At 41.0% G+C, this 13,746-nt stretch carries 13 protein-coding genes; all 13 read left to right on the top strand.

Annotated features, from left to right (window positions below):
- The first annotated feature begins 127 nt into the window (after positions 1 to 127).
- Positions 128 to 1,084: a porin gene (locus J3998_RS05125; protein WP_208148398.1), complete on the top strand. Its 957-nt coding sequence runs from the start codon at positions 128 to 130 to the stop codon at positions 1,082 to 1,084.
- Positions 1,085 to 1,409: 325 nt separating this feature from the next.
- Positions 1,410 to 2,333, top strand: coding sequence for a hypothetical protein (locus J3998_RS05130; RefSeq protein ID WP_208148399.1), 924 nt, complete (start codon positions 1,410 to 1,412; stop codon positions 2,331 to 2,333).
- Entirely contained in the window at positions 2,321 to 3,208 is an 888-nt protein-coding gene (locus tag J3998_RS05135; RefSeq protein ID WP_208148400.1) for a type II secretion system protein, read from the top strand. Before J3998_RS05130 ends, J3998_RS05135 begins: the two co-directional genes overlap by 13 nt.
- A gap of 103 nt (positions 3,209 to 3,311) precedes the next feature.
- Positions 3,312 to 4,397 (top strand): hypothetical protein, encoded by a 1,086-nt coding sequence (locus J3998_RS05140; protein ID WP_208148401.1) that lies wholly within the window; start codon positions 3,312 to 3,314, stop codon positions 4,395 to 4,397.
- Complete coding sequence (locus J3998_RS05145) at positions 4,388 to 5,230, top strand: type II secretion system protein (protein WP_208148402.1); 843 nt, start codon at positions 4,388 to 4,390, stop codon at positions 5,228 to 5,230. Before J3998_RS05140 ends, J3998_RS05145 begins: the two co-directional genes overlap by 10 nt.
- Positions 5,227 to 6,831: a type II secretion system protein gene (locus J3998_RS05150; RefSeq protein ID WP_208148403.1), complete on the top strand. Its 1,605-nt coding sequence runs from the start codon at positions 5,227 to 5,229 to the stop codon at positions 6,829 to 6,831. The genes J3998_RS05145 and J3998_RS05150 overlap by 4 nt, the downstream gene beginning before the upstream one ends.
- 108 nt (positions 6,832 to 6,939) lie before the next feature.
- Entirely contained in the window at positions 6,940 to 7,563 is a 624-nt protein-coding gene (locus J3998_RS13475) for a response regulator (RefSeq protein WP_208148404.1), read from the top strand.
- A 26-nt stretch (positions 7,564 to 7,589) separates the two neighbouring features.
- Entirely contained in the window at positions 7,590 to 8,669 is a 1,080-nt protein-coding gene (locus tag J3998_RS13480; RefSeq protein ID WP_208148405.1) for an ATP-binding protein, read from the top strand.
- 251 nt (positions 8,670 to 8,920) lie between these two features.
- Positions 8,921 to 9,508 carry a prepilin-type N-terminal cleavage/methylation domain-containing protein gene (locus J3998_RS05165; RefSeq protein ID WP_208148406.1) on the top strand — a complete coding sequence of 196 codons (588 nt, stop codon included), beginning with the start codon at positions 8,921 to 8,923 and terminating at the stop codon, positions 9,506 to 9,508.
- Between the two features lie 197 nt (positions 9,509 to 9,705).
- Positions 9,706 to 11,130 (top strand): tRNA (N6-isopentenyl adenosine(37)-C2)-methylthiotransferase MiaB, encoded by a 1,425-nt coding sequence (gene miaB / locus J3998_RS05170; protein WP_208148407.1) that lies wholly within the window; start codon positions 9,706 to 9,708, stop codon positions 11,128 to 11,130.
- Positions 11,131 to 11,271: 141 nt separating this feature from the next.
- Positions 11,272 to 12,276 (top strand): PhoH family protein, encoded by a 1,005-nt coding sequence (locus J3998_RS05175; protein WP_208148408.1) that lies wholly within the window; start codon positions 11,272 to 11,274, stop codon positions 12,274 to 12,276.
- Between the two features lie 11 nt (positions 12,277 to 12,287).
- Entirely contained in the window at positions 12,288 to 12,776 is a 489-nt protein-coding gene (gene ybeY / locus J3998_RS05180) for an rRNA maturation RNase YbeY (RefSeq protein WP_243750603.1), read from the top strand.
- A 33-nt stretch (positions 12,777 to 12,809) separates the two neighbouring features.
- Complete coding sequence (locus J3998_RS05185) at positions 12,810 to 13,676, top strand: HlyC/CorC family transporter (protein WP_208148410.1); 867 nt, start codon at positions 12,810 to 12,812, stop codon at positions 13,674 to 13,676.
- Positions 13,677 to 13,746 lie beyond the last annotated feature (70 nt).

A 13,746-nucleotide genomic window follows, 5' to 3' on the forward strand; every position in this document is an offset into this window, starting at 1 on the left:
TTAACTTTTTTGTTGTAAATCAAGGCAAACGGACTTGCGAGAAGGTTTTAATCTTTTTATATTACAATCTATGTAAATTCAATTTTTACTTTAAAGCGCGTTTTGAATTAAATTTAAGGAATTAAAAATGAAAAAAAATATTCTTGCTTTAGCCGTTGCTAGCGCAGTTGCTGCTCCATCAGCAATGGCTGGTGCTCCAATTCTTTATGGTCAACTAAATCTAAACTACAATAAAACAGATAATGTTGATGGTTCCATTAACTCGACCGCTTCACGTCTTGGTATTAAAGGTTCTGAAGATTTAGGTAACGGTCTTAAAGCGGTTTACGGTATTGAATTTGGTTTAGATGCTATTGCTGATAACAATTCTGACGGTAAAGGCGATAATATCCTTTCACAGCGTAATGCATATCTAGGTCTTGCTGGCGGTTTCGGTACAGTGCTTATGGGTCGTCATGACACGCCGACTAAAATGATTCAGCCAACTGATTTATTCAATGATGGCGCGGCTGATGTTAATAAATTAACAAATGGTGTTTATGATGGTGAAACGCGTGCAGATGATGTACTAGCTTATGTTTCTCCATCTTTTGGCGGGGTCAAAATCCTTGCGGCTGCAGTAATTGATGAAGAGCCTGGAGAAGGTGCGGGTGCGGGTAATGATGATTGGATTAACATTGCTGCGACTTATGGTTCAACTAAAAAAGGTTTGTACTTAGGTGCTGCATGGCAAGATGCTCAAGATATGGACATGGATGTTATTCGTGTATCTGCGCAATATAAAACTGGTGGTTTAATTGCTTCTGCAATGTATCAAGAAGTTTCTGGTGATGACGCTAAAATTGCCGGAACTTCAGGTAGCTTTGCGCATGGTCAATTGGGCTATAAAATCGGTAAATTCATGCCAAAAATCAAATACGCTGTTGCCGGAAACGTTAATGCTTCAGACGACGAATCTGCTCTAGCAGTTGGTCTTAATTACTCTCTAGGTAAGAAAACGACTGCCTATATCTATACTGTAGATAGTGAAGACATGGGTCGCGCTAATGCTGAATATATTATCGGTATGGTTCACAAGTTCTAATTTAATTACTTGCAGTAGCAAGGTTAAATTAGCCTAGTGCTAAAACCCCGTAAGGTTTTCCTTGCGGGGTTTTTTATTGCCTGAAATATAGACGAGGCAGAGTCATTGCGAGCGTAGCGCGGCGATCTTTTATTTGATGATTGTCTGGCTAAGGGTATCTAGATTGAAATGTTCAGAAGTCTTTATGTAAGTTGCTTGGCATTATTTCATTTTCTCATTAAAAACTAATATAAATTTTTATATCCTTTTATGAATAAAAAACTCTAATTATTTGTTTATAAAACGCGTGTTATAACTGTATTAAAGTTTTGATTCGGGTTTTGTTATGCGTTGTTTGAAGCAAAAAGGTTATGGGCTATTACTCATTGTTGCTGTATTGGTGATTGTCGCTGGACTGGTTTCTACTAACTATTTCAAAAGCGCAATTTCCTATTATTCTAGTAAGCAGCTTAAACATGAGTTGTATCAACTCAAGCAAGTAAAAGAACGACTTTTACGCTTTGCCGTTCTCCAGCCTGAAATTTATCTCACTAATAGCGCTTCTCAGTTACTTGATTCTTCGGAAATTCCTGCTCCTGGGTATTTTCCTTGTCCTGATTTAGATGGAGATGGAATATTGCTGGGCGGTGAGACGAGTTGCGGTAATGTTTACTTACCTCTCGTGAGCAATTCACATCAAACCGGGTTTGTACCTGACCCTCTTAATAATAGCGGTGGTGAAAGTTGCAATGGTTCATCTGTTTGTATGGGATATGTGCCGCAGAAAATTGTCAGTCGTCAATTCTACTTTGCACCTGCACAACGTTACTTTTACGTTCTTGATGAAAGGTTTAGTTTTCAAAATGGCTATTATGTAAATAATGGATTAAAGCGCTTTGCTCCATTGAATAAATCTATATTGCTACAAGATCGACCGAGATTAACGTTAAACGGTGTGGTTGGATATGTTCTATTGATTATCGATGCAGGTAGTGATGGGCTGGATGTTAGAAACTCCGATGGGGATTTTAATTTTGTTTCTCCAAAATATATGCTGAATGGAAATAAGGAGGTAGATCGGATAATAGGTATTACATTAGATGAGTGGAATACTTTGATGTCTGCCAGAGTATGTTCCAGTTTGATGCGTCGAAACGAGACGGTAAATAACTATCCAGAGTTGGCGAATGATCAAAAGCATTGGCTGAATGACTACCATGCTTTATATAATCCGAGCGGTTCAGGCTGGCGAAATTCATGCAGAATGTAGAACGTTTTAACGGTTTTAGCTTGATTGAATTAGCGATCAGCTTGTTTTTGTTGTCAGTTATCTCTTCATTTCTTGTTAGCGGTTTTGAGTTTGACGCAAAATTACAGGCGCCACGTCTTGAAAATGCTAAACAAATTGCAATTGAAAAGAGGATGGAGACTTATCTAAGAGTTAATTTACATCTTCCATGCCCTGATGTTGACGGTGATGGTCGTGAAGATCGCCAAATCCGTAATGGTGTTTCAGTCTGTACAAATCGGGAAGGTAGTTTGCCATACTTGGATTTAGATTTATCGGCGACAGATGCATGGGGTCGACCTTATTACTATCGAGTGCACCAACGAGCGGAATCGGATATTTATATTAATCAAATGTGTCAAACAGCCAGTGTTTTTGGGCGGCATGGTTTGCGGGGCTTTGAAGACCTATGGTTTTGCCCCAGTTCCCATCAATTTTACTGTGCAGATAATTCGGCGTCCTCTACTTGTGATGATGTTTGTGAGCAAGCTTGTGTTAATGATATTGATCCTCGACCAATATTATTCGTAGATAGTAATCCCAATTCACTTGCTCCATATTTTCATCTAAATACTCCGCCATATGGTACAAGGCTTGGTAGCTATAATCTTGTTCTTGAAGATAAGCATGGCGATTTGGTGGAAGAGGGGGTTATTGCTGTCATTATTTCTTGGGGTGAAAATGGAGATTTAATGAATGACCAATTGTGCCAAAGCCAACCGGTCGAAGAGCATGAAAATTGCGATGGCGACCGAACTTTTATCTTCAACCCGTCTGGTGAAAACAAAGATTATGTTCAATGGATCACTGTCAATCAAGCCAAAATGGCTCTCATAAAACGCGGCGCATTTGAATGAAAATTTACAAAATGCCAGAGTTGATATTTAAGGTCAATTTCGCTTTATTGTGAAATGGACTATACTTTATGAATATTACGCTATTTTCTGTATGGTCATTTTTATGCGCGCACGTATTCAAGGTAAGTCTCTAACGTCTCAGTCCGGCATTGCTGTGATTTTAGTGGTTACTGTGATTGCTATTGTTGCCGCTTTATGGATTTCTTCCAAGCATGGGACAATAATCGGAAATTTTAAGAGTAAAGAAATTGAGTCAGAATTTATTGAATTGAAGCAGGCAAAAGATCGACTCATGCAATTCGCCCTCTTGACTCCAGAGTTATACCACCTCCAGTCATTATCCGGATTTGATGAACCAATTATTGGACCAGGTTACTTCCCTTGTCCAGATGGTGCGGTTGGAGGTAGTGTCACAGAGCCAGTCGCAACCGATGGTATCGCTGATTGGGATACATGCAGTACTGGTGCTGATCCAGTGGGAAGTATTGTTGGTGATGCAAATATGTTGCTATGGGGGTATTTGCCAAGAATTGCAAGTAATACTAGTCTTGGTAATTTATTTGCTTTTGGTGCAGAGAGGAAGCTTTTGTATTTTGTGGATAGAAGGTTTGTTTTACCAAGTAAGGATTATGGTGATAATGAAAGCCTCCCCGCCACTAACGCTACTAGCGTAATTGATGAAACTGGCAGGTTTGCTCCTCTAACACCTCAAACGATAGCAATTGGCGGTTCGGGTTCTCTAACCCTCAATGGGGCGACAGGGATTGTTGCAATACTTGTTGATCCTGGTAGCGACAATAAATTGAATGAGGTTACTAGAGTTGACGGAAATTTCTTTTACAGTATTCCAAATTCGAGTATTACCTCTGAAGATCCAACTATCGATAAGCTAGTCGTATTAACGTATGAACAAAATTGGCTCCCTCTTGTTGCGCGAAGGGTTTGTCGAGAGCGGGCACGTTTTACGCGAAATTATGCTGGCTACATTGATAATGATAATGCTGATTCAGATAATGATGAAACGACTGATATAGACCCCATTTATCAGGGGTATTCGGTTGACCTTAGCTTAGATGTAGACCCCGTTGATGGTGTAATTAATGTTGATGATTGGAAATACGCACAAAATTGGTTTTTTTGGGAAGGCAATCCCAATAGTTGGTATGAATGGAGTGCAGTATGCCCATAAGATCAAGTCGGCAAAGAGGTTTTACTTTACTTGAGCTTGCTATTGCTCTGGTCGTCCTCGGCATACTGATTGTCATGTTTAATGGTTTATTTAAGCTTGTTTTTGATACTGATAAACGTATTGCACAGATTAATGAAAATAGACTAATACAGGGAGCCTTAGAAACATATATTTCAGTGAATTTTCGTCTTCCATGTCCAGATGTTAATGGTGATGGATTCGAAGATCCACCAAGCGGTATTGCTTGCACGGTGCAAAGTGGCGGTTTACCGTTTAAAGAGTTGGGGACAAAATCAGTTGATGCCTGGGGTAACTCTTATTATTACCGAGTAATTTCAACGGCAACGGATGTTACGAAAACATCTGCAATCTGCGAAACAGCCAGTTTTTTTGGAAGGAGTGGTACTCTCAATGATTCGAGTTTGCAAATATGTAACACTTCTAATGAGTTTTCTTGTGATACTTTAGGTTACTGTGCCGATCTTGTTGCTGCATCAGGCTCAGTTTCTGGTTCTTGGTCAGGGGCATCTTTAAATGGTGACTATGCACCTTTTGGAACGATTTACACTCCTTTAACTGATGAACTGTCTTTGGTCGCCGAGAATGGTGATGTTGAAGATGCAGGGGTTCTTGCAGTTTTTATTTCTTGGGGCGCTAACGGTGATTCAGTTAACGTTACAAGTTGTATCGGAGGTTCTGGCGATGAAGTGGAAAATTGTAATGATGACAATGCTTTTATTAAAAATGAAAAAGGTTTGAATCGAGACTACATAACCCCGATCACAATCTATCAAGCTAAAAAAGCAATGATTACATCAAGGAGGTTTAAATGATTTCGTTTAAATTTAAAGAAAAAATGCAGTTGGGTTTTACCTTGGTGGAAATTGCTATTGTATTAATGATTGTTGGATTGCTTATTGGTGGAGGCGTTTCAACAATTGGAGCATATTTAGATAACGCAAGGCAAAACCATACCAAAAATAACCTTGAGTTAACAAAGAGAGCAACTCTCGATTTCGTGATGGTTAATTATCATATGCCTTGTCCTGACACGGATGGAGATGGTCGGGAGAATCGTGACGCAGACAATAAGGCCTGTAGTTCAGCGAAAGGAACAGTGCCTTATGTTGATATTGGTCGGTCATTGGCTGATTCTAGTGACGATTACGGAAATGTCTTCGCATATGGAGTGACTTTAGATGTCACTGATCAAGCTCAAATTGTCGCTGTAACAGGGATCGCGACTGATGAACTGTATGGTGAATTTGAGCCTAGCTATTTTGCTAATCAGGATGTGACATCGGAAGCAAATACAAATAAACCTAGTAATTATGAAATTCCAATTATTCTTCCCTTGTTTGGGTTAGATACTCCTCCAACTAGCCAGACACCTGCAACGGCAAATAAAAATTACGTAGTTTGTAAGAAAACGGCAGTGTCTTGTTCAAGCGCTTCTCCCGCAGTAGATATTGAAGTTGAAGATATTCCAGCTGTGATTGTTGCTTTTAATGAAAATGGCAACGGTATAACTCTATCCTCATGTAATGGTAGTAATTGGGGAGCTTTGGAAGAGGAAAATTGTAACGATGATCTCTATCTGTTAAAAAATTATTTTTCGGATGGTGTTTACGATGATCAAATGGTCACAATTTCAGCTTATGAAATTAAGCAGCAAGTACTTGATCGTCTTAATAGCTTCAATTTAGAAAGTAAGGATGGTCCAAACTATGGAGGTTATGAGGTCATCTATTTACGAAATGTTGATAATGCAAATGATTTGAATGTTGGTAATGGTGAAGATAACTCATTTTATATCGGAGCTAAGCAGGGTGAAGATGGAGAGATATTGGATGTAGATGGTGATGGGGTAGCGGATGAAGCAGGAGATTTGTCGGCTGTAGTCAACTTAAAAGATGGTGATGACCGGCTGTATTTGGAAGGCAGTGTCGTTACAGGAGGTAATGCCGACTTAGGTGATGGTGATGACCGGTTAACAGTGGAAGGTTCTATTATTGGAATTGTAACCATGGGAACGGGGTCTGATATTTCTATTATTCAGTCAGGTGTTTCTGGTACATTTGATGCCGGTGATGGGAATGATACGATTGATATTTACGGAACTATTTCTGATGGTGCCGTGGTTTCTTCCGGAGGAAAGGATAACAAAGAAAGCGATAACGATACTCTGACTTTTCATGGTTCCGTAATGGACGGTGAAATTGATATGGGGGATGGTAATGATACGATGCGTTTTACAGCAAGTTCTGGCGAGTTAAGTTTTGGAGTTAATGCGATAATTGATGGTGAGTCTGGTAACAACACCTTAGAGGTAGAAAATATGACTTTAGAAGAGTTTGAAACTCTGATAGGTGAAAGTGCATCGGATAATTCAGGTAAATTTAGAAACTTCAATGAAATTCAATTGAAAAACTAAAAAGCTTATTCTTCGATTCCATAGGCCAAGCTATTAAATAGCTAGCAAGCTCAAAGTTTTAGGTTAAACTACTTAGTTGTAAATATTTTAAAAATTTGGAGAATTCGTGTGAGCGAATCAATTAAAGTTTTATTAGTGGATGATGATCCAGCATTGCGCGGCATGGTAGCTTTTGCACTAGAGTCAGAAGGTTATGAAGTCGATGAAGCGGAATCGCAGGCGACGGCGAAAGCAGCCTTTGACAATTTTGAATATCCGATTGTGATTCTAGATATGGGGATGCCTCCACACGAACATACGACCAAAGAGGGCGTTGATGTTCTTAATTGGATCAGCATTTATCATCCAATGACGCTAGTCATTGTTTTGACTGGCCAGGATGCTCAGGCAACCTCTTATGAAGTGTTAAAAGAAGGCGCTTTTGACTTTCTTGAGAAGCCCATCAGTGAGTCTGCTTTGGTACTAGCCGTTAAGCGTGCAAGACTGTTCTTTCAGCAGAATCAAAAATTGCGTAGTGATGAAGGCATTCAAAAAATGCAGATTAATGCTCCAATGGGTGAAGGTGTTAAGCCTGTTCGTAATCAGGCGGAGGAAAAAATGCTTCGTCAGGTTCTGGCAGATACTAATTTTAATGTGCATGAATCTGCGCGACGTCTGGGACTTAAACGCGAAAACGTGTATTATCTAATCAAGAAATACAATATCGAGCGCCCTGAATACGAAGGGCAGTAAACCTTTCTATACATTGGGCGAAATTAGTGACTTCAGTCGAGATTGCAAGCGCGGTACTTGGTACCGCTATTCTCCTTTCCAGTGCCGTTCTTGGCCTTCTTTATATTCGCAAAATTCGTAATTTAAGTCTTGCCCTAAGTGAACTTCATTCCTTAAATCACAAGCTTGAACATGATTCGATTAATTTCTTTCGCAAAGCATGGCCAATTCTTAATTCCATCGGTGTGAGCCAATTGGCGGCAAAAATTCGATGGTTTGGTGAAGATAAGCAAATTCTTTTAGGTGAGTCTACTGAATGTAAGTGCACGCAGGAGTTTAAGCAGCTTGAGTACGGGCAGATGGCGTTTGATGTTATTTTACGCTTGCCTAAGAAAGTTCTGCGAGAAGGCTCAATGGAAAATTTAGTTCTACAGACCTTTTTCAATATTCTTGAACAAGACATGATTTTGAAAGAAGAACAAGTAACCTCCACGCAAAAGCGCTTGGAACGGTACCAAATGTTTGTCCAGCATGAAATTAAAAATATTGCCCAGTTTATCAATTTACTCAGTACGCAGGTCGAGAGGATCGAAGAAGATAAGGATAAAATCCGCTTAGCAGATCGTCTTAAGAAGACTTTGCCGGCTATGGCTCAGCGCGCACAAAAAACGATTCAAACCATGAAAGACCCGAGCCTTTCTCAAGAAAAAGAAGCGACTTTTGATGTTAGTGAGGTTCTGAACGAAGTGGTGCATATGTATGATTTGCCGTGTAAAGTTTTGGGTTCTGCGGAAGTGACTATGCGTCAAGAGCTTGTGCTTGAAATCTTTAAAAATGTATTGGGTAACTTCCGTGATCATAATGTTGGTAATGATTTAACGGTTTATGTAGCGGACAATGCGCAGCCTAATATGGTTGAGATTCAAGTTCAAAACCGTAATATTCCAGGAGTGACGCTTCTTCCAGAACGTATGTTTGAACCCTTTTGGACAACAAGTGAAAGTGGTTTAGGTTTGGGACTGTTTCTCGCTCGTGAATTGTTGAAGCAGGTTTCAGGAGAAATTAAGTTTCAACAAGGCAGTCAACACTTTGGTTTCATACTGTCTCTTCCAAAAATGCAAGCTTAGTTCGAATTTCTGTGGTTTTTTAAAAGAAATTTACCTGTTTAAGCGTCCAGTTCTATGATCAGATAAACAGGTGGTTTTTAGGTTTGTTATCTAGAATTAACTTTTGGCTACGGTCTAAGTAATAGTGCTTGTTTTAAATCGTTTGTTTATGTTTAATTGAATGTAAGTTTCTTGCCGAGATGCGTTTCGTTATTTTATTGGGTTGGTGTCAAAGCAAGGGAAATGCTTATAAATTGAGTGAGGATTGGACAATGGAATCATTGAAGATGAAAAGAAATGCCCAAAAGGGTTTTACACTTGTTGAAATCGCAATTGTATTGGTAATTATCGGTTTGCTACTCGGTGGTGTTCTAAAGGGGCAGGAAATGATTAACTCAGCAAAAATTAAAGCTGATACTGATGCACTGGTAGGGCTCCAGGCCGCAGCCTATGCATATCGTGATAGAACAGGCTATTATCCTGGGGATGGTGATGCTACGAATGGTAAAGACGGGCAAATTAATTTTTCGACAGTTGTAGCTGGCACGGCTGCTTCAACAGATGGTTCTGATTTTTTCTATGATTTAGCACAACAAGGTTTTTTAAAGTCCGAAGATCCTTCTACAGAGTGGGGTGGAATTTTTGCAGCTGGTTACGTAGCAAGCGCTGCAAATGGATCTGGAACTATTACTGGAAAAAACCAAGTTTGTATTACTAATATTACAGACGAGGATGCAGAGTTAATTGCTACTGGTATGGATTCTAAACTTGATGATGGTGATGGAACTACTGGCGTTGTAAGGTTTGATAATTATGGCTCAGGTACTAATGTTGATTTGGATATTTGTCTAGAGATCTAAATTTTGATTAAATCAAAATAACTCAGAACCCGCTTTGGCGGGTTTTTTATTGGCAATTAAAACCCCCTTCTAATTTTTAGTATTTCGCTTTCGCTGTGTTAAAATACGCGTCCTTAATTTTTAGTGTAATTTCAATCACCTAGTTTGCATTTTTAGTAGCGAAATTAGGCGGCTGGCTAACTTACGAGAGTTTTTTCATGGCGCACGCTTCTCAAACCGATACCCCTTTTGATGGCGGTCTTTATGTCATTACTTATGGCTGTCAGATGAATGAATATGATTCCGACAAGATGGCAAGTCTATTGCAGAAGACTTACGGTCTTGAGTTGGTGGATAGTCCGGATGAGGCGGATGTTGTCTTGATGAACACCTGTTCAGTGCGTGAAAAAGCGCAAGAAAAAGTATTTTCTGAATTAGGTCGTTGGTCGAAGTGGAAGGCGAAAAAACCGAATCGTGTCATTGGGGTGGGCGGTTGTGTCGCTTCGCAAGAAGGGAATGTAATCCGTCAGCGAGCGCCGAGTGTTGATGTCATTTTCGGGCCACAAACCTTGCACCGTTTACCGGCAATGATTGATGAAGCCTTGCGTGTGCGTGGTGATGATTCCATCAAGAAGAAAAAAGCCGTTATCGACATTACCTTCCCTGAAATTGAGAAGTTTGATAATTTGCCGGAACCGGAAGTGAATGGTGTTTCAGCAATGGTTTCGGTGATGGAAGGTTGTTCTAAATACTGTACTTTCTGTGTGGTTCCATATACTCGTGGTGAAGAAGTTAGTCGCCCGTTCGCAGATGTGATGCGAGAAATTGAAACCCTTGCGCAGCAAGGTGTGCGTGAAATCAACCTGCTTGGGCAAAACGTGAATGCCTACCGCGGAGAAATGGAAGACGGTGAGATTGCTGATTTAGCGGTATTGATTCATGCGATGCGTGAAATCGACGGTATCGACCGTATTCGTTACACTACGTCGCATCCGAATGAAATGACCCAGTCATTGATTGATTGTTATGCCGAGGTACCGGAATTAGTTTCACATTTACACTTGCCGATTCAAACCGGATCGGATCGTGTTTTAGCGATGATGAAGCGTAATCATATGGCGATTGAGTATAAATCGACGATTCGTAAAATTCGTGCTTTGCGACCAAATTTAAGCCTGTCGGGTGACTTTATTGTTGGTTTTCCTGGTGAGACTTGTGATGATTTTAAAGAAACCTTAGCGCTGGTTGAAGAGTTGAATTATGACCGCTCTTTCAGCTTTATTTATTCTGCACGTCCAGGCACGCCGGCGGCGGCGTTCCCTGATGAGGAGACGATGGAAAAGAAAAAGCGTCGTCTCTATCACTTGCAAGAATTGCTGAACAAACAGACAGCGGAAATTTCCGAGTCGATGGTTGGTACAACGCAACGCATTCTGGTAGAGCGTCTGTCGCGTAATTCGTTCACTGAAATTGCCGGCCGTACCGAGAATAATCGAGTGGTAAATGTTGAAGGCTCGCCAGATTTAATCGGTCAGTTTATCGATGTCAAAATCACTGAAGCCTACACCAACTCGTTGAAAGGTGAGATTGTTGCTACCCCGGAAGCAGATAAATACGAAACTCAACAATTTCATGCCTTGTAAATTGATGTAAATACGTATTTAATAAATCCATAGCAAGTCGAATCCCGTTTTGCATGATTGAGCGCCCAGTTTTGGGCGTTGTTTATTTCTACACGCTTTTTAAATTTATTTTTCTGAATTTCATTACCATGAGGTCGGTTTTTGACAGCACTGCACACCATTCAGTTTCAGCTTCAACCTGAAGACAACGAGCGCCTGCAAAATTTATGCGGTTGGCAAAATGAGCATCTTGCGCAGGTTGAATTACGCTTAGGCGTGGAAATTAATAATCGTGGATTTCTCTTTGCCATTACCGGTTTGGCAGAGCGCGTGCATAAAGCGGAAGAAGTGCTTCGCGAGTTGTTCCAGATTACTGAAAAAGAGACCTTGGTGCCGGAAGCGGTCCATATGGTGTTACATGAACATGGGCACGACCATGCGCGAGCGGTTGGTGATGAGGTTTTGATTAAGACGCGCCGCAAAACCATTAAGACCCGTAATAAGAATCAAGGCGACTACATTGAGTCCATTCAGGAGCACGATGTCAATTTCGGCATTGGTCCGGCCGGTACCGGGAAAACCTATTTGGCGGTCGCTTGCGCGGTTGAAGCGCTAGAAAGCGAAAAAGTCCGTCGTATTATTTTGACACGCCCGGCAGTTGAAGCCGGTGAAAAACTTGGCTTCTTGCCGGGTGATTTAACGCAAAAAGTTGATCCATATTTACGTCCTCTGTTTGATGCTTTATTTGAAATGATGGGCTTTGAAACCGTCGAACGTTTGATGGAAAAGAACGTAATTGAAGTGGCGCCTTTGGCTTTTATGCGTGGCCGAACGTTGAATGAATCCTTTATTATTCTCGACGAAGCGCAAAATACTACCACAGAGCAGATGAAAATGTTTCTGACGCGGATTGGCTTTGGTTCGACTGCGGTGATTACTGGGGATATTACCCAGTGTGATTTACCACGACATCAGAAGTCCGGTTTGCGTCATGTAATTGAAGTGCTAGAAGGGGTAGAAGGTATTGGATTTACGTTCTATCAGACACAAGACGTTGTTCGTCATCGTCTGGTGCAGAAAATTGTGCATGCTTACGACCGTTATGACCGTAAGCAGAGTAAAGCCAAACAGCAGAAAGAAAATTCTTTAGCGAAATCACCGGAATGACGGAGGCGGTCATGTTAGAAATAGATTTGCAGTGGGCGATTGACGAACAGCCTATGCCGACATTAGAGCAATGCCAACGTTGGGCGCAAGCTGCTCTGCAAAATGACAATGCCTATCAGGAAGTGGAAATGGTGGTGCGCATCGTTGATGAAAACGAAAGTCAGCAATTGAATCGTGATTATCGTGGTAAAGATAAACCAACCAATGTGTTGTCATTCCCATTTGAGCAGCCGCCTGGATTGTTGGAATTGGGTGAAGAACTGCCGTATTTAGGTGATTTAGTTGTCTGCGCACAAGTCGTTATTGATGAAGCAAAAGAGCAAAATAAATCATTGGAATCGCATTGGGCACATATGATTGTACATGGCACCTTGCATTTGCAGGGCTTTGACCATATAGAGGATGAAGAAGCGCATGAGATGGAAAGTCTCGAGTGCGAAATCATGCAGGATTTAGGGTATGAAAACCCTTATGCGCAAGACCAAAAGTCGTGCGTATAAAAGTAATTTTTTAATAAAAGGTGACATTCATTAATGAGTGACAGTAGTAGCGGCTCTTCGTGGTTAGGACGTCTGAGTAAAGTATTTTCGGATGAACCGGAGAGTCGAGAAGATTTAGTGGAAGGGATGCGAGATGCGCATCATCAGGGGATTATCGATGGAGATGCTCTAGCGATGATCCAAGGTGTTTTGGAAGTCTCAGAATCTCGCGTTCGCGATATTATGATTCCACGTCCGCAGATTGAATTGATTGATGCGGAAGAAACGCTGGAAGAGATTCTGGATAAAATGCTGGAAAGCTCGCATTCGCGTTATCCGGTGATTTTGGATACCAAAATCGTCGGTATTCTATTGGCGAAGGACGTTTTTCGTGCAGTGGTTAAAGGTGAGCTGGCGAGTAAGGATGACCTGAAATCCATTTATCGTGAACCGAATTTCGTGCCGGAAAGTAAGCGTCTAAATGTTTTGCTGCGTGATTTTAAAGAGAGTCGTAATCACATGGCGTTAGTGGTCGATGAATACGGTGAATTAGCCGGATTGGTGACCATTGAAGATGTGATTGAGCAGATTGTCGGTGAAATTGAAGATGAGCATGATGAAGAAGAGAGTGCCAACATTCAGAAGCGTGCCGGTGAAATTTACTCGGTTAGTGCCTTAACCACTTTGGAAGAGTTTAATAAGTTCTTTCAGTTGGATTTGGACGAAGAGTTATCGGAAACTATTGGTGGTTTCTTAGCAATCCAGTTTGGTCATGTGCCAATGGTTGATGAAGAATTTGCTGTGAATGGGATAGTGATTCGCGTTACCAAGGCAAGCGAACGTCGTGTTGAAATGTTTGAAGTCCGCCCGGCTAAAGCCGAACAAGAAAGCGAAGACGATATTGTCCAACAGGCGGTTTGATTACCGAGCTGGTTCGTGTCGAAAACGGTCAGATAATCTCTGGCCGTTTTTTTTGAAATTCAGAAAAGAG

Origin of the sequence: Thiomicrorhabdus marina, assembly GCF_017571465.1 — a bacterium.
GTDB lineage: Bacteria > Pseudomonadota > Gammaproteobacteria > Thiomicrospirales > Thiomicrospiraceae > Thiomicrorhabdus > Thiomicrorhabdus marina.

Coding starts and splice junctions, on each gene's coding strand:
- J3998_RS05145 (WP_208148402.1), top strand. CDS start 4,388: ATGCCCATAAGATCAAGTCGGCAAAGAGGTTTTACTTTACTTGAGCTT.
- J3998_RS05125 (WP_208148398.1), top strand. CDS start 128: ATGAAAAAAAATATTCTTGCTTTAGCCGTTGCTAGCGCAGTTGCTGCT.
- J3998_RS05150 (WP_208148403.1), top strand. CDS start 5,227: ATGATTTCGTTTAAATTTAAAGAAAAAATGCAGTTGGGTTTTACCTTG.
- J3998_RS05140 (WP_208148401.1), top strand. CDS start 3,312: ATGCGCGCACGTATTCAAGGTAAGTCTCTAACGTCTCAGTCCGGCATT.
- J3998_RS05135 (WP_208148400.1), top strand. CDS start 2,321: ATGCAGAATGTAGAACGTTTTAACGGTTTTAGCTTGATTGAATTAGCG.
- ybeY (WP_243750603.1), top strand. CDS start 12,288: ATGTTAGAAATAGATTTGCAGTGGGCGATTGACGAACAGCCTATGCCG.
- miaB (WP_208148407.1), top strand. CDS start 9,706: ATGGCGCACGCTTCTCAAACCGATACCCCTTTTGATGGCGGTCTTTAT.
- J3998_RS05165 (WP_208148406.1), top strand. CDS start 8,921: ATGGAATCATTGAAGATGAAAAGAAATGCCCAAAAGGGTTTTACACTT.
- J3998_RS05185 (WP_208148410.1), top strand. CDS start 12,810: ATGAGTGACAGTAGTAGCGGCTCTTCGTGGTTAGGACGTCTGAGTAAA.
- J3998_RS05130 (WP_208148399.1), top strand. CDS start 1,410: ATGCGTTGTTTGAAGCAAAAAGGTTATGGGCTATTACTCATTGTTGCT.